The sequence below is a fragment of the Gemmatimonas sp. genome (assembly GCF_031426495.1).
Classification (GTDB): Bacteria; Gemmatimonadota; Gemmatimonadetes; order Gemmatimonadales; family Gemmatimonadaceae; genus Gemmatimonas.
Window position 1 is genome coordinate 102,783 of the sequence record NZ_JANPLK010000078.1, and the last position, 24,201, is coordinate 126,983.

Sequence of the window (24,201 nt, forward strand, 5' to 3'; positions counted from 1 at the left end):
ACGGGGGGAAGCGATCGATTGCAACGGATGGTGGTGCGGACGGTCGCAGGCGTAAGCTGATCAGTGTGCCCGATGGTGCAAGGTGCGGCGGCTGTTGGGGCGACGCCACTGCGGTGACGCCACCGCGGAACGCCCGCCCGGCGGCGCGAGTATCAATGAGGCAGTGCAACCGCTTTTCCGCGCGCGACTCTCCAATGGAGCAGCACCATGACGAATGCCTGGCACGTGCTGGTGACCTATGCCTCGGGCTTTGAGGCCGACCTGGCGATCGCCCGCCTCGAATCGGCGGAGATCCCGGCGATGCGCGACAGCAATGATACGGTGGGCATTTTCGGGCCTGGCTTTCAGGGTGCGACGGCGCGCGGCGTATCCGTGCTCGTGCCGGAGGCGTTCGTCGACGATGCGCGTGCGGTGCTCGTCGATGTGGTGTCGGCCGATGCGGTCGAGGATGAGCCTCCCGAGGGCTACATTAGCGAGTCCTGAGCAGCACCGACGATTACGTCCGCATTTTCCGAGGCATTGGGTCCTATGGCACGCTCGCGCATTTCAAACGTGATCTACGTCGGGGTCGGTTCGCACGTGGTAGCGATTCAGGCGTCGTCGGGCGAGGAGTTGTGGCGCACAAAGCTCAAGAACTCGAGCTTCGTCACCGTCTCGTTGGAAGGTGACGCACTGTACGCCGGCGCCGGCGGGGAAGTGTTCTGCCTCGAACCGACCTCCGGACAGATTCTGTGGCACAACAAGCTCAAGGGGCTCGGCTTGGGTATCGTCGCGTTCACGGGCTCGAGCGTCAGCGCGGCGCAGGCGGCGGCCATGGCCGCGCAGGCCGCGGCGACAACGGCCGCCACGGTATAGTTCAACCGCGATTCCGGTCTTTTCGAATCGCGATCGAATCGCTATCGAGCCGCGCCGCCTCGCCCGGTACCGGCTGTGATAGCTTTCAGTCGAACGCCCATATCGTCGAATTCCGCCCTGAGCCCGTCCCGATGCAGAAGAAACGAGCAGTTGTCCTCCAGCAGGAGTGGGGCGGAAAGCCCTGCGATCACCCCGCCTTCGCCAAGGAATACGATCTGGGGGCACGCACCGGGAGCTTCATCTGCACGCAATGCGGTAGGACCTTCACGTTTCGCGAGAAGGCTGAGATCGTTGCCGTGCGTCCGGCCGAGGACACGGCTGAGTAGCCAGATCGGCGACAACGAATGTGCCAAGAATGGGCACCAATGTGCGAACGAAATGCTTGAAGACATGAACACACGGTGATGCGCAGTGCGTCATCATGCCTGGCGAAGTGGCCATGCGCCGGACTGTTCATCACGGGAACGTGTGCATGACATCCATGCAGTCCAGACTTGTGATTGCGCTGTTTGATGGAGTTTGAGATGACGACCAATACGGAAAGCGCGACCCCGACCCACGTTGCGCTGCATGATATCGTCGACACCGCGGTAGCGGCTGGTAGCTTCACGACGCTCGTGGCGGCCGTCACGGCCGCTGGACTCGGTGAGACGCTCAAGGGCGCGGGCCCGTTCACGGTGTTCGCACCGACCGACGAGGCCTTTGCGAAGCTTCCCGCCGGCACGGTCGAGAATCTCCTGAAGCCGGAGAACAAGGACACGCTGGTGTCGATCCTCACGTATCATGTTGTGCCGGGCAAGGTCATGTCGGCGGACATCGCCGGCAAGGCGTTGCACGTGAAGACGGTGCAGGGTGCGGACGTCGCCGTCGACGCGACGAACGGCGTGACGGTTGGTGGCGCCACGGTGGTCACGGCCGACATCGAAGCGACGAACGGCGTGATCCACGTGATCGATGCGGTCATCATGCCGCCGACGGCCGCGTAATTGCCTGGCGTGCTGCGCGCGGTCGGTTGAAGAACTGATTGCGCGGAGTGTGCAGAGGGCGCAGAGGCGCAGAGAGCGGCAGGATATGCTCTCTGTGCCTCTGCGCGCTTCGGATGTCATGTACATTGAATCATGCCGACACTCTGGCTCGACGCCGATGCCGCCCCGCGCGATGTGAAGGAGGTCTGCTACCGCGCATGCGACCGTCTCGCGCTCGACACGATTCTGGTGGCGAATCAGCGACTCATTCTCCCCGTTGGCTACGCCAAGCTGTCGGCGGTACGAGTGGATGGCGGCGCGGATGTGGCCGATGCCTATATCGCGGCGCATGCGGTGGCTGGCGATGTCGTGATCACCGCCGACATTCCCCTCGCAGCGATCCTGGTGCCGAATCGCATCTACGTGATCGATCCGCGTGGTGGGCTCTACACCGCGGAAAGCATTGGCGAGCGTCTCTCGGTGCGCAACTTCATGGAAGGACTGCGCGGCTCGGGGGTGGAAACCGGCGGGCACGGCACGTACGGCGCGCGCGAGAAGCAGCAGTTCGCCAACGCGCTCGACCGCGTACTGGCGAAGGCGTTGCGCGCGTGACGCTGCGCGGTAAGATCAGCGGATGCTGATCTCCCGTCGCGCCCTGACTGTCGCCCTGGCCGGAGTCGTCTCGGCGACCACGCTGTCCGCCCAGCGCCCCGCCGCTGTCCGCCCACTCGCCCCGAGCGAGTACCTGTATCTCTGGACGGCATCGGCCGACAGCAGCGGACCGGATTTTCTCGCCGTCTACGACGTCCGCGACAACGCGAAGGCCGCGCGCTACGGGGCATTGGTCACGACGGTCGCGGTCCCCGGACGTGGGAACGGTCCGCATCACACCGAGCACGATATGCCGGCCGACGGGCGCTTGTTTGCCAACGGCTTCCGGTCGGGACAGTCGTTCGTGTTCGACTTGCGCGATCCTCGCGCCCCGCGGGTCGAGACACACTTCGGCGATATCGCCGGGTTGATGCATCCGCACAGCTTCTGGCGACTGCCCAATGGCAATCTGCTGTCCACATTTCAGATGCAGCACGATGCGGCGGGCACGGCCCCCGGTGGTTTGGTGGAGCTGACACCAAGCGCGACGCTCGTACGGTCATCATCCGCCAACCGCGCGCCAGCAAGTCGCAGTGATCGTCCGTACTCAGCGGCCATTCTCAGCAACATCGACCGCGTGGTCGTCACGACCTCCGACATGGACAAGGCCGACTCCACGCGCAACGTGCAGTTGTGGCGGTTGTCCGACCTGTCGCTGCAGCGCACCATCGAGCTGCCGCTCGGCCCGCACTTCGAGGGCTATCGCAGCGCCGAGCCACGCGTGTTGAGCGACGGCAAGACGGTGCTGGTATCCACGTTCAATTGCGGGCTATTTCTGCTGGACGGCTTGCGCAGCGCGACGCCGAGCGCGCGCATGGTAGCGTCATTTCCGCGCAAGCCCGGCACGAGCTGCGCCGTGCCGGTAGTGGCGGGGAAGTACTATCTCATTACGGTGCCCGCGTGGAGCGCGGTCGTGAGCCTCGACATCTCTGACCCCGCGCATCCGCGTGAAGTGAGCCGCGTGACGCTGGGCCCGGATGACGTGCCGCACTGGATTGGCATCGAGCCCAATCACCGGCGCGTCGTCATCACCGGATATCAGGCCATGAAGACGCGCGTCCTGCTGGCCACCTTCAATGCAACGACCGGCGCGTTGACGCTCGACGAGCGCTTTCGCGCAGCAGGAAACACTGAGCCAGGCATGCGCTTGGAGAACATCACCTGGCCGCACGGTGGCACCGGCGCCGGCATTCCGCACGGCGCCGTCTTCAGCCGGTCTCGCTGACATGACAAAGACCGACTGGGAAGGACAGGACATCTCCGGGCAGACCCACACCGGCGTGAAGTTCATCGACCTCGAATGCACCGAGGCCGTGAATCGTGGCGCAGTGTTCACCGACTGCACTTTTCAGCGTGCCACGTTCAACTGCTCGGTGCACACCGATGCTGCGTTCGTGAACTGCACGTTCAACGGCTGCTCGTTCTTCGACGCGCGTTTCACCGAGTGCAAGTTCGTGGGCAGTAATTTCGTACGCTGCACCTTCGACTTGATGCAGATCGCCGGCGGCAATTGGTCGCATGTCGGTCTGTCGGGCGCGGATCTCTCGCGGGCGATCGTGCGTGGCGCGCGCCTACGCGAAGCCGACCTTTCACGGGTGCGCTGTCACGACGGATCGATCCGCGATGCGGATCTTTCGGGCGCCGACTTCGACGGCGCCGATTTTACCGACTGCGATCTGCGTGGCAGCGACTTGAGTTCCCTCGACTCGGCCCGCGTGCGGCTCAAGGGCGCGATCATCGACATGCAACAGGCGCTGTCACTCGTGCAGGCCATGGGGCTCGACGTCCGGGCCGACTGATTCGATGGAAGGGAGACAGGCCACATCACGGCGCCCGCTCGGCGAGTGATCGCCGGAGGAATGCCTGCACGGCCGCCTTCTGTCGTTCGTCGTGCCAAGCGATCCGGTTCGACAGATCGAGTGCGGCCGTGATCGCCTTGCGCGTGCCATCGAGGTCGCCGCTCAACTGCCGTGCGTCGGCCAACAGCGTGTGGCTGTCCATTTGCTCGGGGTAGTCGCGCACCAGTCGTTCGGCCGCCGTCAGTGCGGCACGGGCGTCGCGGCGAGCGAGCCAGGTGCGCACCACGGTCGCCATCCATGCGGCCGTGGGGGCAACCGGCTGGCCGATGCGCGCCGAGACCGCGGCGGTGCCGGCGGCCAGCAGGGCATCGGGATCTCCCAGCCGCTCGCGCAGGCTGTCGGCGATGGACGGTGGGAGGTCCCACGCCTCGCCGTCGAACACGAAGCGCAGGCCCATCGGGATGCTCACCAGCGGCGCACCGGTGTGTTCGAGTCCGGTGGCGTCGACGCGATGGATGCGCCACGTCGGTGCGGCCTGGGCGCTGAGTTGACCGCGCAGCGTCGCGAAGAGCCGATCCGTGCTCGCCATCGTGCGCGGCTCGAGCGAGCCGCCCGAGATCACGAGATGGCGCAGTGGCGCGGTCGATGTGCCACCGCCCGCGGCCGACGACAGGCAGCGGGTTGATTCGTCGCGCGACGAATCGGCAAGCGCCCCGCTGATCGCGATGATGGCCGAGAACTCTGTGGGCGTGCGGCACATCATGGTGAGCGCGAAACGGGCGCCGAGCGAGTGGCCAATGAGCGTGCGGAACGGCATCGTGCGATACTCGCGGTCGATGCGCGGTAGGACCTCGGTGGTGAGGAAGCGATGGAACGCGTCGGCATTGCGGGCGAGATCGATGCTGCGCTCACCTTGTTCTACGCCGATCACAATCTGAGGCGGCATCGCGAATCGATACGCGTCACCGGTGAGATTGTAGTTGGTGCTGGCTACGGCGAGATCGAAGAACGCGCGCACCTGTCCGTCGAGCAGTACCACTACCGGATAACGCTGGCGTGCCATCGCATAGTTCGGCGGCAGCTGTACATGCACCGCGCGCGTTTCGTTCAACACCGTCGAGGCGATGCGCAGCACGCGCGTCTGCGCACCACCAGCGGAAGGGAAGGCACCGACGGTGAGTAGCCCGGCGGCAAGAGTGAACCGCACATCACGCAACCGTCGCACCATCAGACCCGAAAGTATTTCACGTACTTGGCGACGAACGTCCCGCGCGTTGGCGTGCGCCACGGTACACCATTCGGTAGGTCGGTCGGCCATTGACTGGTCCATACGAGGTAAAGGTCGGAACCTGGTGACGACGTCCAGCGCACGCGGGCATTGAGTGCGCCGCGATTGGACTCGTTATCCCACTGGGCGAACAGCGTTGTGCTGAGACGCGGACTGGTCGCCACGTCAAGGCGAAGTCGCGCCGTTTGTGCGACGAAGCGCACGGTGCTCTCCACCAACGTGAGGGAGGCCGCGGTGCGAGTGTAGTCGACGCTCACGTTCACGTGCGGCGCGAAGCGACCGCGCACACTCAACTCGAGTTCCGATGACCGTCCCGAATAGAATCCCCCTCGCGAGATCTGCGCATCCACGCTCACCGTTCGGGCACTCGACGACTGAAAGTCGAGCGCGGCGCGATTCCATGCATACCGTCCCGCCTCGATCACGGCGCCGTCGAACAGATCGAACGCGTCTTCTGGCGCGTCGTAGGAACGCGTGAGATCCACCGTGAACTCGTCGCCGCTGTCGAACTCGAGTCCGAAGGGCGTGGTCGTGAGGCGGCCATTCGACAGCCCGGACAGCGACGACGTGTTCCCCATCGTGCGCACCAAGTCGCCTTCCAGCAGGTTGAACTTCAACTGTCGTACGTGCATGGCCGCCAACGGCCGCCCCAGCGCGCCCAGCGCCGAGGGGCGCGGCGTGAACTCCGCCTGCCAGGAGGTGCGCGTGATGCCGCGCTGCTGCACGAACCCGAGGTCCGGATTGAACCCCTGTCCGACGCGGTCAACGCGCAGGGCGATATCGGCAATGTCGTTGGGGAAGTCGACCATCGCGCGCGCGTAGTACGGATCGCCTGTGGTGTTGCCACCGTCGACCGCTGCGGTGCCCAGCAGCACGAGGTTCTGATCACGAATGACGTAGGGGAGCGTGAAATCGACACCCCCGGTGCCACTCGCCGCGCCGGTTCGTGGCGTGTTCAGCGTGGCCATGGCGCCCACGTACCCGCGGCCAAGTACATCGCGCTTGATACGCGCGACCGCGGCGGTGGAAGGATTGTCACCGCCCGTGTGCGTGGTGAGGAAGCCAACCTGCTGTTGCCCCAGCCGTCCGGTGAGACGGGCACCGCCCTGCAGGGGGATGGGCACCCCGTTGCCGCCCAGGCCAATGCGGCGACTGTAGAACAGCTGCGACTGTCCCTGTCGGCCGAATTGAAAGATGCCGGCGCCCTCGGTGAAAAACGTGCGCTGCTCGGGGAAAAACAGGGAAAAGCGCGTGAGATTCACCACCTGCCGGTCGACTTCGGCCTGCGCGAAATCCGCGTTGGCCGTGAGGTCGAGCGTGAGCGTTGAGGTGGGCGCCAGCTTGGCATCGAGTCCCGCCGTGCCGCGGAAGCCGGGATCGCGCGTCGCCTGCAGCGCGCCATCGTCACCCACGCGGCGCTCGGTGAGCGCACCGCTCGAAAACACATACGGGCGCACTTCCGCGAACGCGCGACGCGGGAGCCCATCTTCGAGCACCTTCACGGCCTCTTTGAAGCCCGTGAGTGCTCCTGCCCGTTCGAGAAAGCGGATGCCCTCGGTGCGCTTCCACGCCGACCAGAGCGCCGACTCATTCTTGCGGCGAATGTAGCGGCGCACGTTGATATCCCACGCATCAGCGGCGGCATCGGCGTCGATGTGGCGATAACGGAGCGTTTGCCACGGAATCATCATCTCGGCTTGCCACCCGTCGGCGGTGACGCGCGCCCGTCCATCCCAGATGCCATCCCACTCGCGTGACTCGCCCTCGAAGCTCAACACCTCGGCGTCGTTCAGCGCACCGTTGGGGTTGATCGTGAACAGAAAGGCGGTGCGTTTATCCGCGGTCGGCGACAGCATCACCGACACGTTGTCGTCGGCGCCAAGGTCGGCGTCGCGTCGCAGCTGCGTGCGCCGGATCCCCGACGGGTCGCGATCGTACGCCCAGATGCCCACCCAGAGTCCCTCCGGGGATCCGACAAAGCGGACCACCGTGCGCTCGCTGACGGCCTCGCCTTGGCGTGGATCGCGCTGCGTAAAGCTGGTCAGACTATCCGTCTGCGACCACGCGGACTCGTTCAGCACACCGTCGAGCGTGAGCCCGCGTTCGAAGAGAATGCGCGGCGGTCGCGGCGCGTCGGGGTGCGGGGCGTCGGCGCTCTGTGCGCCCAGTGACGCCGTGGCGACGACCAGCGCGAAGCACGTCCAGCGAGGCAAAGACAGCATAGCGAGGATATCTGGTGTCGCATTGCCGGGAAGGCAATACAACGGCATTCTACCTGTCGGGGCAGCTGATTTTCCAACTTCACTTCATGACCGAGAGTGGGCATGCGCGCGGTACCCGTCGTCATCGGCATCATCACGACCCTCGCGTTCACACCGTGCGCGCTCTCGTCGCAACGGAAGCCGGCGGGCGCGCCCGTATCCGTCGTGGAAACGAGTCTCGCCGACTTGCGCACCGCGCTCGAACAGCGGCGGATCACCTCGCGCGAGATCGTGCAGCAGTATCTCGCCCGCATTGCGACGTACGAAGACAAGCTCAATGCTGTGATCATGGTGAATCCGCAGGCGCTGGCGATCGCCGACTCGCTCGATCGCGAGCGTGCGGCCGGTCGAGTGCGTGGTCCCCTGCACGGCATTCCGATTGCCCTCAAGGACAACATCCAGACGACCGAGATGGCGACATCGGGTGGGGCGCTTGCGTTCGCCGACCTGCTGCCGAACTACGACGCCACCGTCACGCGCAACCTCAAGGCGGCCGGCGCGATCATCATCGCCAAGACGCAGCTCACCGAGCTCGCCAACTGGACCGCCACCGGCATGCCCGGCAACTACACCGGGCTCACCGGCTACGGCATGAATCCGTGGGACCCGCGGCGTGATCCACGCGACGCGTCGTTCGACGGACGCCCGGTCATGAACACCGGTGGCTCGAGCTCCGGCGTGGGCACCAACGTCAGCTTCTGGGCCGGCAACGTGGGCACGGAAACGTCGGGATCGATTCTCAGCCCGGCACAGCAGAATTTCCTGGTGGGCATCAAACCCACCGTGGGGCGCGTGAGCCGTTACGGCGTGATTCCCATCACCGCCGATCAGGACACTCCCGGGCCGATGACGCGCACCGTACGCGACGCGGCGATCATGCTGGGCGCGTTGGAAGGCACCACGCCCGACGCCAACGATGCCGCCACCAAGGTGTGCACCCCGCCGCCCCGCAACGACTACACCGCCTTTCTCAGCGCGGACAAGCTCAAGGGCGCCCGTATCGGGATTCCCCGCGCCTTCTTCTACGAGCCGACCGTTCCCCCGGCTGGCGGCAGCAGCACGCCCCGCGGTGGGCTCAATGCGGCCCAGAAGACGGCCATGGACGAGGTCATCGCCGTCCTCAAGGCGCAGGGCGCCGTGATCGTCGACCCGGCGGACATTTCGAGCGTCGTGGAGCCGGCGCCGGCCAACAACTTCCTGAACTGGAATCCCTGCAGCGGCCTCGAGCAGGCCAAGGGACGCGACGCTGACTGCTCGATCGCCTTCAAGTACGGCATGAAGCGGGATTTCAACGCGTGGCTCGCGCTCCTCGGCGACCGGGCGCCCGTGAAGTCGTTGTTGGCGCTACGACAGTGGAACATCGCCCATCAGCGGGCTGGTGCGATCAAATACGGACAGGCGCTGCTCGACATCTCCGATGAGATGGACGTGCAGGCCGACCGGGCGCGCTACGAGGCCGACCGCCGCAAGGACATCCTGCTGTCGGCCACCAACGGCATCGACGCCGCCATGAAAGCGCACCAGCTCGACGCCTTGCTTTTCCCCGGCGCCAGCAGCGCGAATATCGGCGCGCGTCCCGGTTATCCTACCATTACCGTTCCGTATGCCCTGCTGCCGGTGGCGCAGGGGCAGGGCGCGCAGGCGTTCCCCGACGGCTTCTCGCCGCGGCCTGCCCCGTTCGGTGTGAGCTTCACCGCGTCGGCGTGCGGTGAGCCCACCCTGGTCGGGCTGGCATATGCGTTCGAGCAGGCCACGAAGAAGCGCGTACGTCCGCCGCTGTTTCCGTAACTCCTACCTCTTCTCTCATGCGTCGCTCTCTTGTGTTCCTCGCGGTCGCTGCGGCCGCGGCGTCGTTGTCGCAGCCGTTGGCCGCGCAGACCTATCCGACCAGCTGGAATCCCGAGCTCCTCAAGCGGGCCGACGTGAAGTCGGCGCTGGCGATGATCGAGCAGCGCTTTCCGAGTCAGGTCGAAGAGTGGATCCGTATTGCCGAAATGCCCGGCAAGTCGCGGCTCGAGCAACAGCGTGGCGCGTACGTGAAGTCGGTGTTCGAGAAGGAGGGCCTGAAGGTGTCGGTCGATTCCATCGGCAACGTGACCGGCGTGCGCAAAGGGACCGGCGGCGGCCCGACCATCGTGATCGCCGCGCACACCGACATTGTATTCCCGCCGGAAACGAACACCAAGGTGCGTCGCTCGGGCGACACGCTGTTCGCGCCGGGTGTGGGTGATAACACCGCGTCGGTGGCGAACATGCTGTCCACGTTGCGCGTGATGAACGCCACCAAGTTCACGAGCAAAGGCGACATCATCTTCATCGGCACCGTGCAGGAAGAACTCGGCCTCAAGGGCATGGAGTACTGGCTGCAGCACAACCCGAAGCCCGACCTGCTCATCGTGCCCGATGGTGCGTACGGCAGCGTAGCCTACGGTGCCCTCGGCATCTACTGGACCAAGTTCGTGTTCACACATCCCGGTGCGCACACGCTGTCGTCGCGCGGCATTCCGACACCCGTAAAGGCGGTAGCCAAGGCGATCGACCGACTGTACCAGCTCCAGTTCGACGCGCTGCCCAATGGCGCCGTAATGAACATCGGTCAGATCCATGGTGGCAACATCTTCAACGCCGTGCCGCAGGAGCTGTACTTCACGGTCGACCTGCGCAGCTCGGATCCGGTGCTACTGGATTCGCTCGATCGCACGATCACGCGCATCACGCAGGAAGTGGCGGCCGAGCAGAAGGTCGGTCTCAAGATCGAGATCGAGCAGAAGAGCGGTGCCGGCGGCACGGAGAAGCAGCTCGAAGGCGCGCGGGCCCATCCGATCGTGCAAACCGCGGTCGATATCAATCGCGCGCTCGGCATGACCCCGGGTATGCCTGGCGCATCGGAAGCCGTGGCCACGGGGGCTACCGATGCCAACCCCGGCGTGGTGCGCAAGATTCCGAGCATCGCCATCGGCGGTTCGAAGGCCAGTGGTGCGCATCAACTCACCGAGTTCGCGCTCGCCTCCAGTGCGCTGCCGTCCACCAAGCTGCTGTACCTGCTCACGGCCACGTTCGCGGATGGCATCAAGATCGTGCCGCCTGCCAAGATCGTGCCGTGATCCAATCGTACGAAAGCAGCACAATTGTGACAGGAATCGGGGCTGTGTGATGCGACGACGCAGAAACCCACGACGATTCGACGCTCGCCCGTTGCGCCCCGGCGTCATACAGAGGATGTTCCAAGGGTAAGAACTTGTGTGAACACCCCCGTCCGTCGGCGTTTTGACGTGATGTGTGCGATGTGACGGCGGCGATCTCCTGCGCGCAGCTGTGCTCTCTTTCAGGAGATTTGCTTGTGACCACCGCTGCTGCCACACCCGCGCCGACGCCCGCGTCCATCCCGACGTCGACCGAGTACCACAAGGCGCTGCGACTGTTGTACGTCGCCAATACGATTTCCGATGCGCAGTGGAGCATGCTTCGTGCGCATTGTCTGGCCCCTGATTACACGCTCACAACCGTCGAACTCGCCGAGGCAGCTGGCTTCGAGAAGCCGGGTGCCGTGAACCTGAACTACGGCCGGTTTGGCGCGAAGTTGGCCGGACGCCTGCTGTACACCGTCCCGCCCAAGGAGCCGCAGGCGTCGGTGTTCGCCACATTCGCCGAAGGTGGCGCCGAAGCGCCGCAAACGCGTTGGACGCTGCGCCCTGAGATCGTCGCCGCGGTAAAGCTATTGAACTGGTTTCCGCGATTGGCCAAGCACAAGACGGCCTGACCTTTCCAACTCTTCGCTACACCACGTCGGCGAGAATTTGTCGTAACGTGGTGAGCAGGCGATCAGCGGCGTAGGGTTTCGGCAAGAAGTGTGAAATGCCGAGTCCTACGCCGTGTGCGTTTGCGTCCAGACCGCTGGCGGCAATGATGCGCACGCTGGAATTCATCTTGCGAAGCACACGAATCGTGGCCGGTCCGTCCATCACCGGCATCATCATGTCGGTCAGCACCACTGCAATCTCGGCGCTGCGGCGCGCATAGATCGCCACTGCCTCCGCGCCATCAGCCGCCACCACCACGCGATAGCCGAAGGCCTCGAGGGTTTGCTGCGTGATCTGTCGGACGGCCGGTTCGTCGTCGACCACGAGAACGAGTTCACCGTGACCGCGCGGCAGCTCGATGACCGGCACGCCACGCTCTTCCGTGGCTTCGGTGCGTGCGGGGATGTACACGTTGAACTTCGAGCCGCGTCCCACCTCGCTGTACGCGCGAATGAATCCACCATGACTCTTCACGATCGCCATCGACGTGGACAGTCCGAGTCCAGTCCCCTTGCCGACTTCCTTGGTCGTGAAGAACGGATCGAAGATGCGCTCCAGCATATCGGCCCGGATGCCCGCACCGCTGTCCTCGACCCGAAGCACGACGTAGCACCCGGGCTTCGCATCCAGATTGATGCCGGCATAGCGCGTGTCGATCGTGATGTTCTCAGCCGCCAGTGTCAGCGTGCCGCCGCCGGGCATCGCGTCGCGCGCATTCACGCACACGTTGAGCAACACCTGATGCAGCTGAGTCGCATCGCCGACGACCCGCCACAAATCAGGCGGTATATGGCTGCGAATCTCAATGTGCTTGAGGAACGTGTCCGTCGTGATCTTCTCGATATCGTGCACGAGATGCGACACATCCATCTCGAGCCGCTGTCCCTCCACGCCCCGCGCGAACGACAGCACCTGCCGCACCATCTCCGAGCCGTGACGCGCACTGCCCTCGATGATGCCGATCAGCTCCTGACTTTCGGCATCGGGGAACGACATCTTCAGCAGTTCGAGTGAGAGCATGATCGGCCCCAGCACATTGTTCAAGTCGTGGGCAATGCCCCCGGCCAGTGTGCCAATTCCTTCCATGCGCTGCGCGCGCAGGAACTGCTGCTCCAGCTTCTTCCGGTCGGAAATATCACGCGTAAACGTCGATACACCGATCACGGTGCCGTTCGCGTTGCGAATGGGTGAGGCCGTGACGGACACGTCGATCAGCCGGCCGTCCTTGGTCACGCGGAGCGTCTCGAAGTGCTCGACACTCTCGCCGCGGGACACGCTGGCGATGAGACGATCCTCTTCCGATTGGCGATCGAGCGGAATCAGCCGCGTGATCGACATACCGACCATCTCCTCGGCCGCATAGCCGAAGATCTTCTGCGCGCCACGATTCCAGCTCGTGATGATGCTGGACATACTCTTGCCGATGATCGCATCGTCGGATGAGGCTACGATACTCGCCAGACGCTCGGATTCCAGTTCCGCCCGTTTGCGGTCGCTGATGTCCTGAATCGTGCCGTACAACGACTCGACGTTGCCCGCGTCATCCTTGCGGGGAAGCGCCATCACCTGCGCCACGACCTGTTCACCGTCCGGTCGCACGATGGTCAGCTCGTATTCCTGGGGCACTCCCGTCGCGATGGCCGCCGCAATGTGCGCCTGCTGCACACGCAGGCTGTGCGAGTCATACATGGCCCCCAGCTCGTCGGGATCAGTGGGCAGGCCCGCATCGGGGTCGCGCCCCATGATCTCGAAGACCTGCGCCGACCAGACGATCTGCCCAGTCGTGATATCCCATGACCAATCGCCGATCCGGGCAATACGCTGCGCCTCGTTCAAGCGCTCCACGGCCGACTGCTCGGTCATCTGCGAGCGCTTGCGTTCGGTGATGTCGACCACGATGCCGGCCATCCGAGTGGGTGCGCCGAGATCATCGAAGTACACGCGCCCTTGGGTCCAGAGCCAATGCACCGACCCGTCTGGCCAGGTCGTCCGGAACTCGTCGTTGTACTCGCCGGCACCCGCTAGTGCCCGCTTAAAACAGGCGTCGACACGATCGCGGTCGGCGGGAACGATATGCGCCAGAAACGTGTCGTAACTCCATTCCGGCAGCAGGTCGTCATATCCGAAACACTGGTCGTGTCGCAGCGACCGGTGCGCCCGATTCGTGCGCAGGTCGAGGCTCCAGTCGCCGATATCGGCCGCCTCCAACGCGAAGTTCAGGCGCTGCTGGCTTTCGCGCGCCACGCGTTCAGCGACGCGCAGCGCATGCGCGTCCTCTTCCGGCCCGGTGACGTCGACGTGCATGATCACGGCGCCGGCCTCACCATCGAGCTGGATAGGCGCGGCCAGCATGCGAAACCACCGTGGCTCGCGCGGCGCGTGACAGGGATAGTCGAGGACGAACTCGGACAGCTCGCCCCGCAGCACGGCTCGGATACCCGTGGCGGCGTCACGCGCCTCGATCGCTTCCTCCCCGGTGGCAGCATCGCACACGGTGAGATAATTGTCGCCGACGCAGAACTGGAGTGTGGAGAGCGCATTCGCCACGCCGAAGCGTCGCCATGCGTTGTTCACGTAGAGCATCACGCCACGCGCGTCGAGGATGGTCACGTGCGCAGGTAAGCCATCGAGCGCGGCAGCGAATGCCGGCATCGACGCAAAGCCGACTGGAGCGACCCTCGTGTCGCCGAAAACGCCGGCTACCGCGTCGGCCGCACGAGCGAGCCCATCGTCGATCGTCATGGTGCTCCACCACAGATGATTCCAGCCGACTTCGCTGGGTCGTCCCAGGAAGCTCGGCGAGTGACGGCCTCCTCCGCGCCTTCAACTATAGTATCGACATCGTACACGGTTTCATCCAGTAGGACAAAACAGAATCCGTCCACTCTGAACCGACTTTCATGATTGCCTACCGAAACGGCAGCGGCCCGCTCCCGCTTCGCAGCTCACGTACCATGCGGTCGTCGCCCGTGAGCTCCCAGTACACGAGGGACACCGGGATCATGCCCACCGTGTTCACTTCATCGAAGAAACGCTTCATGGTGAACGCATCACCAAGCTGTCGTGCGCGCTCGGCCATCGTTTCTTCCATGAGTCGACCACCCGTGACGTAGCTGGCGCCGTAGCCCGGCTGCCGCAGATACAGGTGCTGCTCGAAGCCCAGCAGCGGATCGCGACGCATCCAGCCGCGCGGCGTCCAGCGCACGTGCATGTCGGCCGCTTCGGCCATCGTGAGCGTATTGGCGTGCGCGTAGAGATTGCCAAGTCCACGCGCGGCGCGCGCCGCCAGCATCGTCCATACGATTTCGCGTGAGCGCGGCGACTGGTCATAAAGGCCAGCCTGCATCATCCACTCTTCCATCGACGTGGCCATACCCTCGGCTCGGCTCATCCACACGTTGTACAGCAATGGCGTGCGGCGGATCGGGCTCGCGTGCGGATGCTCGCGGAAACGGCCGTTGTCCCACCAATGCCACAAGTGCGTCCAGAGCGTCCGCGGATCGCGATGCGTGGCCTGCGAGAAGAAATTGCGCGTGGCCTCGGGTGAGTACGACTGAAAGCGTTCGCGCAGCGCGCGCTCCATCCACGGCTCAACCGTCACGATGCCTTTGTCGCGGAAGAACTGCATGTAACGCGGGAGCGCGTCGGCCTGCAGGGTCGCGAACTCGGCGGCCGATGTGGCGACCGGCATCGGTGGCAGTGCGGCGTTGCGCGTTTCCTCGAGGCGAAGCGACGCGTGGGCGCGGGCGAGTTCGCGACGGGTGATTGTGACTTCGTCCTCCCATGTGAGCGGCACCAGCAGCACGTTCTTCAGGAACCATGTGTACTGTTGCGTGCCGATGCCGGAGGGACCGGTCTTCTTCGGCGCTTCGGTGCGCAACCATCCGGTGAATGATTCCGTTGCGCTCGACGCGCTGGCAATGGCGGCCTTGAGCACGGCGTCATCAGGGTTACTGGTGTTCACCCGTGTGGCAAGCGTGCCGAGCGCTTCGTGCTGTTCTTCAAACGTTTTGACGGCGCCGACCCACAGGTCTTTCGCATTGCCCTTGGCGAGATTCAGGCGCGCCTGGCGCAGCAGCGGGGCGATCGTGCGCAGCTGCGCCGTGAGACGGCGCGATTCATCGGCGTTGAGCGCACGCGACTGATCGAGCACGGTGCGCGGCCAGACGGGATACTGCCACAGGCGGACGGCGCCGTGAATCGTCGGGCCCTCTTCCGCCGGCGTATCGCTCTCTTCGGTGCGTACCGAGGCATAGTATGCCGGGTCGCGCGCGAATGGCTGCAGCACGGTAAGGTGATACTGCATGCCGTTCATTTCGGCGCGTACCAGATGCCAGTCCACCTGTTCTGGCACGCGCCAGCCGGTGGTGTCGACGGCTCGCAACTTGGCCTGCAGGGCACGCAGGGCCCCGAGCCGGCGGGCGTTCGTGGCCGGCGCGTAGTCGGGATTGCCGTCGCGGCGTGGCGGCTCCTCGAACGTGCGCCACTCGGTGAACAGCGACAGCAGCTGCGGATAGCTGCGGCTCGACGACGCTAGCGGCGACGCCGGCCGCGAAGCCGCCTGCGCGTGGAGCAGGGGCGGCGGTACGACCAGCACGGCCGTCAGTGCGACGGCTGTGGCAACGGCTGTGGCAACGGCAACGATGGCGGGGCGGAGGCGGAAAGAGAGCATGTGCGAATCTACGCGGGGATGGATTTCTCGCACGTGACCCTACTGGAACGCCGCGCGGTGCCGCATCGTCCATGAGATGCAATTCAGGACTCTTGTGCGCCTCGTCGGCAGCCTGCTTCTGGCGGCGTGTGCCGCCCCCGCCCCGCGGGTGGCGAAGCGTGCCCCGGCCACGGGCGCCGAGCGCGTGCTGGTGGTCATCAATACCCGCAGTGCCGCCAGTGATTCGGTGGGCCGCTACTATGCCAAGCGTCGAGGCATCGACCCGTCGCACATCGTGCGGCTGGCGCTACCGCTCGAGGATGAGATCGGCGACATCGCTTTTCAGACCGCGCTGGCGGCACCGGTCCGGGCGGCCATCGAGGCGCTGCCGGTGCGGATCGATTTCATCGTGCTCACGACCGGTGTCCCGATTCGGGTGGCCCGCAAGAACGGCTACAGCGTGGACGCCATGCTGGCGGGAATGCATCTGGCGATTCCACCCATGGTCGGACTCGACAGCGTATGGCTGGCCCGCTACCGCAACCCGTACTACAACGCCGACGGACCGTTCGCGAGCGACCGGTACGGCATCTATCTCGTGACGCGACTGGACTGCGGTCGCGTGGCGGATTGTCTGGCGCTGGTGGATCGCTCCATCGCTGCCCGCCCGGCGCCGGGTCCGTTCTACTTCGATGCGATGCCGCCGCGTCGTGGCACCGATGGCTACGCCACCATGAACCTGCTGTTGTATCGCGCGGCGTTTCGCCTGGGGCAGCGCGGGGTGGGTGTGCAGATCGACACCACGGCATCATTCGTCGCGCCCCCGGTTGCAGTCATGGGCTACGTGAGCTGGGGCAGCAACGATTCGCGCTTCGACAGCACGGCGTATCATGCCGTGCGCTTCCTGCCCGGTGCCCTGGCCGAGACCTTCGTGTCCACCAGCGCGCGCACGTTCGGCCAGGTCAAGGGTGGACAGAGCCGGATTGCCGATCTGATCGCGCAGGGCGTGACCGGTGTGAAAGGGTACGTGAGTGAGCCCTTCACGTTGGCGCTGGCGAATCCTGACATTCTGTTCGACCGTTATGTACGAGGCGCTACCTTGGCGGAGTCGTTCTATGCGGCATCGTACATGGTGCTCTGGAAGGATCTCGTGATTGGCGATCCGCTCTGCGCGCCGTATGCGATGTTTCAGGAGCCGTCCTTCGCGCCGTGAACCGCACGCTCCATCGCCTGCCTCTTCGCACGCCAGTATATGTCACGCTCGAACTATCCTCACACCATCGACAACGGGGCCGGCGAGCGGCTCACGTTTCTCCGGCGTGTGCCAGGGCCGGCGATGCGCACCGCTTCTGGAACGCCGGTGACGATGATCTGGTGTGTTCGGGCTACATCGAGCCGGCCGACAACATCGAGTACTTCCTGGGCGAGATCTTCGCGTCGTCGCGCCGCGGCGGCGGTCACATGCGCAGCGTCTTCGACGCGGCCTATCTCACGCGTCGCTACCGCAACGAGTTAACCCTGCTCGCGGTGTGCTGGGGCGAGATCGCTAACAGCGGGGGCGAGATCGCTAACAGCGGGAACACGGAGCAGACGGATTGCACCGATTACACCGATAAGCAAAAAGCTTGATTGAAAAGCGCTGTTGATCAATGTCTTTGCTTATCTGTGTAACCCGTGCGATCCGTTCGCTCCGTGTTCCCGCTGTTGCCGTTGCTTTTGCTGTTCCCGTTCGTATCGCTAAAACGCCGCCATGCGCGTGACTTTGATCGCCACGGACCGTTCGTTGCGTACATGCGTGAACGTGTTCTGCCGCTCGGTATACACGAGGAATAGATCGCTGAGCGGCGCATAGCGCCACGCCAGTCGCGCGTTGGTCACGAAGCTGCGCGACTGGGTGTTGTACTGCACGAACGTGCTGCCGAAGAGCGTGGTGGAGTACGCGTACTTGAGGCGCACACCAGCCAGATCGGCGGCAAAGGCACCGCTGGGCAAGGCCACGTCGTTGTGCTGATACGTGCCTTCGAAGCTGATGTCGTAGCGCGGGCGCCAGGTGAGTCCACCACTCAGCGTGGTGTTGGTGCCGTTGTAGAAGTCGCCCACCTGAACGCTCGCGTTGCCGTACACCGGAAAGCGCTGTGTGGAGGTGTAGGTGGCCTTCGCGTTGCGGAAGTTGTAGCGGCCGATCGGAATCGACCGTCCCGGAAAGGGCGTGAAGGTGCGATCGAGTCGATCGAACCAGTCGTTCACTTCGAGCTTGAGTTCACCATCGGGCTGGAAAAAGACACCCAGTGCCGCCGTGAGCTGATGCGATTGCGCGTCGCCGTCGAGGTCGGTGTACAGGTCCGCCTCAACGTACGGATTGAGTTCCTGAATGCCCTTGAGCTTCGGTCGCGCGTGGATGCCCGTCGTGGCGTACATCTGCTGAAACCCGCGGCGGTTCACGAAGCCGATGCCGGGGTCGAAGTTCTCCGACACCCGCTTGTACATTGACGACGAATTCCAGAGCGTGCCGCGATAGGCTATCGACACGCGTCCCGCGGTGCCGTCGGAGCTGGCGGTATCGGCATCGCTCACGGCGACGTACGAATTGATGATGAGATTGCCGAGCAGCCGGATGTTCGCATCAACGCCGTACGAGCGATTGTACGTCCCGCTGCTGTCGGTGGCCTGACGATTGGCGGCGAGCAGGCCGATGTCGGAGTTGCCGAAGAGATTCCGGCGTACGCGGGCGACGGCAAAGTTCTCGGTGGGGCTCGCGGCGGCGCGTTGCGTCTGCATGTCGAGCAGTCCGACTTCCCATCCGCCTACACGACCGGTGAGACGACCGCCGCCGGCAATGGGAATGGGCAGTCCGTCTTTGGTGAGTCCGATCTGCCGCGAGTTGAACAGCGTGAAATCACTCAGCGATGCGCCCATCCGATAATTGCGCTCGGCCACGTCGCCCAAGGTAAACGAGCCGGAGTTTTCGATAAAGAACTCGCGTCGCTCGGGGAACAGAATGCCGAAGCGCGTGAGGTTCACGACCTGCTGATCGACTTCGACCTGCGAGAAGTCGGTGTTGAGCGTGAGGTCGAGCGTCAGCGACGGCGTGACACCATACTTGAGATCACCGCCGACGTCGGCCTTGCTGCCCAGTGCGCCGCTCGGCACCTGCGCGCCGACCGAATTACCGGCCAGCGCGTACGGCTTGATCTGCAGGTTGCGTCCCTGCTTGAGCCCGGTGATGCCCTCCATCGTGCCCGCCTTCGACATGCGATGCACACGATACTGTCGTTCCAGCGGCGCCCAATACGACGTCTCGTTCACGCGACGTACACGACGGATGAAGTTGATGCCCCACGTCTGCGGATCGCGCGAGGCATCGAAGCGCAGCGTCTTGAGCGGAATAATCATCTCCAGCGTCCAGCTCGAATCCTGGCGCAGCGTACGCACGCGCGTGATGCCGTCCCACGCTTCGACGATGTTGCGCGAGTCGTTGAACGTCTGCTCGTCGCGCACGGCGCCCTTCGGATTCACTAGAAACAGAAATGAGTTGCGCTTGTCGTTGAAGGTGTCGAACACGACGCCAAAGATGTCGCTGTTCGACGACACGAAATCGCGTTCGAGTCCGACCGTGATCGCCTTTTCCGGCTCCGGGTCGTAGTTGACGGCACCGATGTAGAGATTGGTGGCGTCGTAGAGCACCCGCACCTCGGTGCGGAACAGCGCGGGATACCCGGTGCTCGGCAGCTGCTGCACGAAGTCGGTGAGCACGGGCGCGGCGATCCAGCCGGCGTCATCGAGCGTGCCGTCGACGACGACAGGGGTCGTGGTGCGCGTGGCGCGGAACGACGGTCGGGCCACCGTTTCCGGATTGACCGGCGCGGGCGCGCGGTTGAGGATCGGTCCCTGACCGCGCGCGGTGGTCGCGGCGAGCAGCAGCGCGGCGGCGAGTGGCAGAGACGAAAAACGCCGCGGCGTCGAGTGGTGGGGCATACTCGACAGTACGCAGCGGTTAGCGCTGGTGCTGGGTCTTGGGCGACCGCGTCTTACGGGCGCGCCGAGTGGCCCCCGGCCGCTCTCCACTTCTTGTACTCCACCGGCATGCACACCGAGCACGGATGGTATCCGGCCGCGATCGCGGTGGCCTCATCGGCGAAGAAGACCCGCTGCTGGGCGTAGAGCGCCCCGTTGGCGAGGGCGCGGCGGGCCGCCTTGCAGTCGAGGCGGCCGTAGCGACGTTCTTTGCGGTAGCCGCCGATCGTGCCTTTCGTGGTGCTGGTGATGCGGGAGCCGTCGGGTCCGATCAGCGTATAGAGCTTTTCCGTTTCCATTGAGGGAAAGCTAGCGGGTTCGGGGGGTGGTGCGGAGGGATGGTAGCTTCGCCAAGTATCTGTCCATGGTTAGAATAATATGACCACTCTGGAGGTTCTGATGACGAAACCCCGCGCATCCGCGCCGCCGACTTCCTCGACCGCGTCAGCCACGATTTCCGCCAGCGTCTTCAAGGCGACGTGCCTCGAATTGATGGACGAGATCGCAGCCACTGGCAGCGATGTGATTGTGACGAAGCATGGCCGACCGGTGGTCCGGGTGGGCCCCGCGACGATTGCCCCAGCGTCTCCCGTCGGCTTCATGCGTGGTACGATTGTGCGGCACGGTGATCTCATCGCATCCGATGAAGACGGCTGGGCGACGACCCAGACCGATCCTCTGCTGACCCGCGGACGATGAGTGCGGCGAAGAAGGCGGCCTCGCGGATCAAAGAACCGGCACCGTCTTATGTCGGACTGCCGGCATGCTGGCGTGCTGCCGATTCTCCGATGCGTGAGACGCCGCTCCTGCTCGATACTCATGCATGGCTGTGGACGCTGGACGGTACGGTCGGTGCCCTCACCACACCGGCGATCCGGATCATCGAGCGGGCGGCGGCCGATGGAAGACTGTACGTGAGCGATATCTCGTTCTGGGAGGTCGTCATGCTCGTGTCAAAGGGGCGCCTCGAGCTCGCCTCAGATCCCTCGATCTGGCTTCGGCGTGCCGTACTCGCGCCCGGCATTCAGCTGTTGCCGCTCACTCGCGACGTCCTCATCGAGAGCGCACGCTTGGCTGGGACGTTCCATGGCGATCCTGCCGACCGCATGCTCATCGCCCAGGCGCAGCTGATTGGCGCGTCATTATTGACATGCGACAAAGGCATCGTTGCCTACGCCGTGAGGACACCGGGAGTACCGGTGTGCGACGCCCGCTGACCGACTGGTCGAGACTCGAGCCCGCAGTACCGCTCCTTACCCCGGTCATCCTGCTCGTCGCAATGCATTGGTCGGCGCAGTTCCTGGCGCGGCAATCCAATCGTCTCTTTGGCCGTCGCCTTCATCTCTACCTGTTCGGCCTCCTCGGCACCATCGTGCACGAAGGCAGTCACGTCATCGCCTGTGTACTGTTCCGTCATCGCGTGTATCACGTGAAGTGGTTCGACGCGCAGGCCACCGACGGCGCACTTGGCTCGGTCGAGCATTCGTATGACCCCACCAGCGGGTATCAACGCGTGGGCACCGTCGTGATCGGCATCGCGCCGCTGGTAGTCGGAGCCGTCGTGATTCTGGTTGCGGCGCAACAACTGCTCGGGCTCACGCCGGAAGCCGCGTGGAACGTATCGACGTGGAGCGTATCGACGTGGCAGTTCGACGACGCGCCGCTGTGGCGATGGACGCTGTTCGCCTATGTGAGCATCTCCGTAGGCGGCTCGATGCACTTGAGCGCGTCTGACGTGCGCGGCACGTGGCGCGGTGTCGTCACGCTAGCCATCTGGAGCGCCGCCGCGGTGCTGGCGACGGCGCTGCTCTGGTGGGTGCTGCAGCGAGCGGTACCCGCCGTGTGGGACAGCGACGTCGTGCCGCAATGGCGCGACGCGCTGCACCACCTCACGCGCATCAGCGAGTCACTTGCGATCGCCATGCTGCTGGCCATCGCGATCAACACACTATGTGCGGTCTTGCTTATGCTCCCGCGTCTTCTTTCAGCGCGCGCTCGATAGCGGGAATCATGTCGCTCGGCAGCGTGGTGGGATCGAAGCGCTCGAGCACCCGTCCGTCGCGACCGATCAGGAACTTCGTGAAATTCCACTTGATCGACGTGCTCCCCAGCATGCCGGGTTTCTCACTCTTCATCCACTGCCAGAGCGCGTCGGCGTCGTCGCCATTCACGTTGAGCTTCGCCGTGAGCGGAAAGCTCACGTCGAAGTTCGTGCTGCAGAATTGCACGATCGATGCTTCACTGCCGGGCTCCTGTCCACCGAACTGATTGCACGGGCAGCCGAGCACGGTGAGCCCCTGCTCGCGGTAGCTGCGCCACAACTCTTCGAGGCCAGCATACTGCGGGGTGAGTCCGCACTGACTCGCCACGTTCACCACCAGCGTGACGCCGCCAACGAGCGACGAGAGGGGTAGCGACTCGCCCACCACCGACGTGACGGTGAAATCCGACATCGTGCTCACGGGCGCACCGTCGTGGCGGTGAAGGGTACGCTCACCATGCTCGGTCCCCACGACATGTCGATCGCACCGCGCGTCGGTCCCATCGAGCGCACGACGATCGTGAATTCCTCTACGTGACTTGGTGTCGCTGTCATCTGCATCGGTACGCGTCCGAGATCATTGGTGGTTGAGTATATCGTGCCCCACTGTCCCACTTGCTTGTTCACGATGAGAAACGTGCCGGCGCGCGTGTGCTGTACGAACAACGTGTAGGCGCCGGGCGGCACGACGAGATCACCCATGGTGAGCGTGCGTGAGGTGAACAGGTGCGTGGCATCGTTCGCACCAGTGCGCCATATGGTGTCGAACGGCACCAGCGCGCCGCCCCAAACGCTGCGGTCACGCACCGACGGGCGTCCGTAGTCGATCAGCACGATGCCGCCCTGTCCGAACGCACCGCGCGCGGTTTCGCGCAGCGACAGCGTACCGGTGGGCTTCATGCCCTTGGCGATCGCCGCGATGTCGAGTCCGCCGGCGCCGCGCGTGGCGATGGATTTGTTGGTGGTGTACGAGCCATCCACCCGCTGCAGTTTGTTGGTCGCGTCGAAGCGCAGGATCATCGCGTAGGCGCCGCCGCGCAGGCGCACGCTGTCACCACCGGCGGCTGAGATGCCGGTGAAGCCAAGGGTGCCTGCGAGGCCGAGCGCCGGAATGGAATCCGCGGCGCCACCGCTCTTGGCGATGCCGGCCAACAGCTCGGTCGGTCCGTAGATGAACGTGGGGAAGTTGATCATCGCCTGCTTGGCCGCGAAGGCGCGCCGCGGCGTGCTGTCGGCGAACACCGCTTCGCGCACGATAGAGTCGGCGGTCACGGTAAAGCGGGTGTTACTGGGCGCGTTCGGCGGCAACGAGCCGTCGGCGTTCAAGCGCTTGATCGCAGCAGTCGTGGGCCGCCCGTTCTTGGCCAGCACTATGCTGTACTGATAGCGCACGACGGCGGCGCCCGAGCGCTGCACCATCTCCCCGGTCATGCCGGTGGCCGTGCGCGTGAACTGCTCGATGGCCACGGTGTCCTTGCCCAGCCGGTACACGAGCGAGGCGGGCTGGGCGGACAGCGACGTCGCGCTACTGAGCGCGGTGCCGGCGGCAAGGGAGACAGCGAGAAGTCGCATGGGTTGGGCTTGGGTCGGTAGGAAGGGGCTCACGGGGAATATGCGCCGAACAGCGACATCGACAACCGCAACGGCGAACGGGAACGGCGAACGGGAACGGCGAACGGCAACAGCGAACGGCAACAGCCAGAACACGGATTTGAATGTGGATGGCGCAGATGTCACAGATAAGCCAACGACGCTTTCAAGGGGTCAGAGTCGTTGTAAGTCGGTGAACGACACAGAACCCATGAAACCCCGGAACCCCATTTAAGACGCCCAGATAAGCCAATTAAGCCGTTTTGGTATGAACGCGGCCCGGGGC

General features: G+C 64.5%; 23 protein-coding genes. 15 read left to right on the forward strand and 8 right to left on the reverse strand.

Annotation, left to right across the window (positions count from 1 at the left end; genetic code table 11):
• Positions 1-207: 207 nt before the first annotated feature.
• The 7 genes from RMP10_RS19875 to RMP10_RS19905 all read left to right on the forward strand — a co-directional run bounded on the left by RMP10_RS19875 (position 208) and on the right by RMP10_RS19905 (position 4,270).
• The gene (locus tag RMP10_RS19875; RefSeq protein WP_310571827.1) at positions 208-483 is read left to right on the forward strand and encodes a DUF2007 domain-containing protein; all 276 of its coding nucleotides are present in this window, start codon (positions 208-210) and stop codon (positions 481-483) included.
• Between the two features lie 45 nt (positions 484-528).
• Positions 529-855: a PQQ-binding-like beta-propeller repeat protein gene (locus tag RMP10_RS19880; protein ID WP_171225997.1), complete on the forward strand. Its 327-nt coding sequence runs from the start codon at positions 529-531 to the stop codon at positions 853-855.
• 131 nt (positions 856-986) lie between these two features.
• Positions 987-1,181: a hypothetical protein gene (locus RMP10_RS19885; RefSeq protein WP_310571828.1), complete on the forward strand. Its 195-nt coding sequence runs from the start codon at positions 987-989 to the stop codon at positions 1,179-1,181.
• A gap of 198 nt (positions 1,182-1,379) precedes the next feature.
• Positions 1,380-1,841, forward strand: a complete 462-nt coding sequence (locus tag RMP10_RS19890) for a fasciclin domain-containing protein (protein WP_310571829.1) — start codon at positions 1,380-1,382, stop codon at positions 1,839-1,841.
• A gap of 132 nt (positions 1,842-1,973) precedes the next feature.
• Positions 1,974-2,432: a DUF188 domain-containing protein gene (locus tag RMP10_RS19895; RefSeq protein ID WP_310571830.1), complete on the forward strand. Its 459-nt coding sequence runs from the start codon at positions 1,974-1,976 to the stop codon at positions 2,430-2,432.
• A gap of 22 nt (positions 2,433-2,454) precedes the next feature.
• Entirely contained in the window at positions 2,455-3,696 is a 1,242-nt protein-coding gene (locus RMP10_RS19900; RefSeq protein ID WP_310571831.1) for a hypothetical protein, read from the forward strand.
• A 1-nt stretch (position 3,697) separates the two neighbouring features.
• The gene (locus tag RMP10_RS19905; protein WP_310571832.1) at positions 3,698-4,270 is read left to right on the forward strand and encodes a pentapeptide repeat-containing protein; all 573 of its coding nucleotides are present in this window, start codon (positions 3,698-3,700) and stop codon (positions 4,268-4,270) included.
• A gap of 25 nt (positions 4,271-4,295) precedes the next feature.
• Here the strand turns inward: RMP10_RS19905 and RMP10_RS19910 are convergent, their stop codons facing one another.
• The gene (locus RMP10_RS19910; RefSeq protein WP_310571833.1) at positions 4,296-5,498 is read right to left on the reverse strand and encodes an alpha/beta hydrolase-fold protein; all 1,203 of its coding nucleotides are present in this window, start codon (positions 5,496-5,498) and stop codon (positions 4,296-4,298) included.
• Positions 5,498-7,780: a DUF5916 domain-containing protein gene (locus RMP10_RS19915; protein ID WP_310571834.1), complete on the reverse strand. Its 2,283-nt coding sequence runs from the start codon at positions 7,778-7,780 to the stop codon at positions 5,498-5,500. The genes RMP10_RS19910 and RMP10_RS19915 overlap by 1 nt, the downstream gene beginning before the upstream one ends.
• Positions 7,781-7,882: 102 nt before the next feature.
• Here RMP10_RS19915 and RMP10_RS19920 point away from each other — a divergent pair, with 102 nt between their 5' ends.
• The 3 genes from RMP10_RS19920 to RMP10_RS19930 all read left to right on the forward strand — a co-directional run bounded on the left by RMP10_RS19920 (position 7,883) and on the right by RMP10_RS19930 (position 11,579).
• Positions 7,883-9,607 (forward strand): amidase family protein, encoded by a 1,725-nt coding sequence (locus RMP10_RS19920; protein WP_310571835.1) that lies wholly within the window; start codon positions 7,883-7,885, stop codon positions 9,605-9,607.
• Between the two features lie 17 nt (positions 9,608-9,624).
• Positions 9,625-10,923 (forward strand): M20/M25/M40 family metallo-hydrolase, encoded by a 1,299-nt coding sequence (locus tag RMP10_RS19925; RefSeq protein ID WP_310571836.1) that lies wholly within the window; start codon positions 9,625-9,627, stop codon positions 10,921-10,923.
• 236 nt (positions 10,924-11,159) lie between these two features.
• The gene (locus RMP10_RS19930; protein WP_171225986.1) at positions 11,160-11,579 is read left to right on the forward strand and encodes a hypothetical protein; all 420 of its coding nucleotides are present in this window, start codon (positions 11,160-11,162) and stop codon (positions 11,577-11,579) included.
• Between the two features lie 16 nt (positions 11,580-11,595).
• Here the strand turns inward: RMP10_RS19930 and RMP10_RS19935 are convergent, their stop codons facing one another.
• Both RMP10_RS19935 and RMP10_RS19940 read right to left on the reverse strand, forming a co-directional pair.
• Positions 11,596-14,361, reverse strand: a complete 2,766-nt coding sequence (locus tag RMP10_RS19935) for a PAS domain S-box protein (protein ID WP_310571837.1) — start codon at positions 14,359-14,361, stop codon at positions 11,596-11,598.
• Positions 14,362-14,527: 166 nt separating this feature from the next.
• On the reverse strand, positions 14,528-16,291 hold the full coding sequence (locus RMP10_RS19940) for a DUF885 family protein (protein ID WP_310571838.1): 1,764 nt from the start codon (positions 16,289-16,291) through the stop codon (positions 14,528-14,530).
• A 76-nt stretch (positions 16,292-16,367) separates the two neighbouring features.
• Here RMP10_RS19940 and RMP10_RS19945 point away from each other — a divergent pair, with 76 nt between their 5' ends.
• Positions 16,368-17,483 carry a TIGR03790 family protein gene (locus RMP10_RS19945; protein WP_310571839.1) on the forward strand — a complete coding sequence of 372 codons (1,116 nt, stop codon included), beginning with the start codon at positions 16,368-16,370 and terminating at the stop codon, positions 17,481-17,483.
• Positions 17,480-17,899 (forward strand): hypothetical protein, encoded by a 420-nt coding sequence (locus tag RMP10_RS19950; RefSeq protein WP_310571840.1) that lies wholly within the window; start codon positions 17,480-17,482, stop codon positions 17,897-17,899. The genes RMP10_RS19945 and RMP10_RS19950 overlap by 4 nt, the downstream gene beginning before the upstream one ends.
• A 108-nt stretch (positions 17,900-18,007) precedes the next feature.
• Here RMP10_RS19950 and RMP10_RS19955 read toward each other — a convergent pair whose 3' ends face one another.
• Positions 18,008-20,245: a DUF5916 domain-containing protein gene (locus RMP10_RS19955; protein WP_310571841.1), complete on the reverse strand. Its 2,238-nt coding sequence runs from the start codon at positions 20,243-20,245 to the stop codon at positions 18,008-18,010.
• A gap of 53 nt (positions 20,246-20,298) precedes the next feature.
• Positions 20,299-20,583, reverse strand: coding sequence for an Ada metal-binding domain-containing protein (locus tag RMP10_RS19960; protein ID WP_310571842.1), 285 nt, complete (start codon positions 20,581-20,583; stop codon positions 20,299-20,301).
• A gap of 100 nt (positions 20,584-20,683) precedes the next feature.
• On the opposite strand from RMP10_RS19960, the gene RMP10_RS19965 reads away from it, so the two are divergent.
• The 3 genes from RMP10_RS19965 (at position 20,684) to RMP10_RS19975 (ending at position 22,286) form a co-directional block, all read left to right on the forward strand.
• Entirely contained in the window at positions 20,684-20,983 is a 300-nt protein-coding gene (locus RMP10_RS19965) for a type II toxin-antitoxin system prevent-host-death family antitoxin (RefSeq protein WP_310571843.1), read from the forward strand.
• Positions 20,984-21,072: 89 nt separating this feature from the next.
• Positions 21,073-21,501 (forward strand): type II toxin-antitoxin system VapC family toxin, encoded by a 429-nt coding sequence (locus RMP10_RS19970; protein WP_310571844.1) that lies wholly within the window; start codon positions 21,073-21,075, stop codon positions 21,499-21,501.
• A complete protein-coding gene (locus tag RMP10_RS19975; protein ID WP_310571845.1) occupies positions 21,486-22,286 on the forward strand; it encodes a hypothetical protein in 801 nt (266 codons plus the stop codon). The genes RMP10_RS19970 and RMP10_RS19975 overlap by 16 nt, the downstream gene beginning before the upstream one ends.
• Here the strand turns inward: RMP10_RS19975 and RMP10_RS19980 are convergent.
• Positions 22,249-22,737: a glutathione peroxidase gene (locus tag RMP10_RS19980; RefSeq protein ID WP_310571851.1), complete on the reverse strand. Its 489-nt coding sequence runs from the start codon at positions 22,735-22,737 to the stop codon at positions 22,249-22,251. The two genes, RMP10_RS19975 and RMP10_RS19980, sit on opposite strands and share 38 nt — an antisense overlap.
• Positions 22,738-22,742: 5 nt before the next feature.
• Positions 22,743-23,897: a DUF2911 domain-containing protein gene (locus RMP10_RS19985; RefSeq protein WP_310571846.1), complete on the reverse strand. Its 1,155-nt coding sequence runs from the start codon at positions 23,895-23,897 to the stop codon at positions 22,743-22,745.
• Positions 23,898-24,201 lie beyond the last annotated feature (304 nt).

Excerpts from the sequence above, each read along its gene's own strand:
- RMP10_RS19875 (WP_310571827.1), top strand. The coding sequence starts at position 208 with ATGACGAATGCCTGGCACGTGCTGGTGACCTATGCCTCGGGCTTTGAG.
- RMP10_RS19880 (WP_171225997.1), top strand. The coding sequence starts at position 529 with ATGGCACGCTCGCGCATTTCAAACGTGATCTACGTCGGGGTCGGTTCG.
- RMP10_RS19885 (WP_310571828.1), top strand. The coding sequence starts at position 987 with ATGCAGAAGAAACGAGCAGTTGTCCTCCAGCAGGAGTGGGGCGGAAAG.
- RMP10_RS19890 (WP_310571829.1), top strand. The coding sequence starts at position 1,380 with ATGACGACCAATACGGAAAGCGCGACCCCGACCCACGTTGCGCTGCAT.
- RMP10_RS19895 (WP_310571830.1), top strand. The coding sequence starts at position 1,974 with ATGCCGACACTCTGGCTCGACGCCGATGCCGCCCCGCGCGATGTGAAG.
- RMP10_RS19900 (WP_310571831.1), top strand. The coding sequence starts at position 2,455 with ATGCTGATCTCCCGTCGCGCCCTGACTGTCGCCCTGGCCGGAGTCGTC.
- RMP10_RS19905 (WP_310571832.1), top strand. The coding sequence starts at position 3,698 with ATGACAAAGACCGACTGGGAAGGACAGGACATCTCCGGGCAGACCCAC.
- RMP10_RS19910 (WP_310571833.1), bottom strand. The coding sequence starts at position 5,498 with ATGGTGCGACGGTTGCGTGATGTGCGGTTCACTCTTGCCGCCGGGCTA.
- RMP10_RS19915 (WP_310571834.1), bottom strand. The coding sequence starts at position 7,780 with ATGCTGTCTTTGCCTCGCTGGACGTGCTTCGCGCTGGTCGTCGCCACG.
- RMP10_RS19920 (WP_310571835.1), top strand. The coding sequence starts at position 7,883 with ATGCGCGCGGTACCCGTCGTCATCGGCATCATCACGACCCTCGCGTTC.
- RMP10_RS19925 (WP_310571836.1), top strand. The coding sequence starts at position 9,625 with ATGCGTCGCTCTCTTGTGTTCCTCGCGGTCGCTGCGGCCGCGGCGTCG.
- RMP10_RS19935 (WP_310571837.1), bottom strand. The coding sequence starts at position 14,361 with ATGACGATCGACGATGGGCTCGCTCGTGCGGCCGACGCGGTAGCCGGC.
- RMP10_RS19940 (WP_310571838.1), bottom strand. The coding sequence starts at position 16,291 with ATGCTCTCTTTCCGCCTCCGCCCCGCCATCGTTGCCGTTGCCACAGCC.
- RMP10_RS19945 (WP_310571839.1), top strand. The coding sequence starts at position 16,368 with ATGCAATTCAGGACTCTTGTGCGCCTCGTCGGCAGCCTGCTTCTGGCG.
- RMP10_RS19955 (WP_310571841.1), bottom strand. The coding sequence starts at position 20,245 with ATGCCCCACCACTCGACGCCGCGGCGTTTTTCGTCTCTGCCACTCGCC.
- RMP10_RS19960 (WP_310571842.1), bottom strand. The coding sequence starts at position 20,583 with ATGGAAACGGAAAAGCTCTATACGCTGATCGGACCCGACGGCTCCCGC.
- RMP10_RS19965 (WP_310571843.1), top strand. The coding sequence starts at position 20,684 with ATGACGAAACCCCGCGCATCCGCGCCGCCGACTTCCTCGACCGCGTCA.
- RMP10_RS19970 (WP_310571844.1), top strand. The coding sequence starts at position 21,073 with ATGCGTGAGACGCCGCTCCTGCTCGATACTCATGCATGGCTGTGGACG.
- RMP10_RS19980 (WP_310571851.1), bottom strand. The coding sequence starts at position 22,737 with ATGTCGGATTTCACCGTCACGTCGGTGGTGGGCGAGTCGCTACCCCTC.
- RMP10_RS19985 (WP_310571846.1), bottom strand. The coding sequence starts at position 23,897 with ATGCGACTTCTCGCTGTCTCCCTTGCCGCCGGCACCGCGCTCAGTAGC.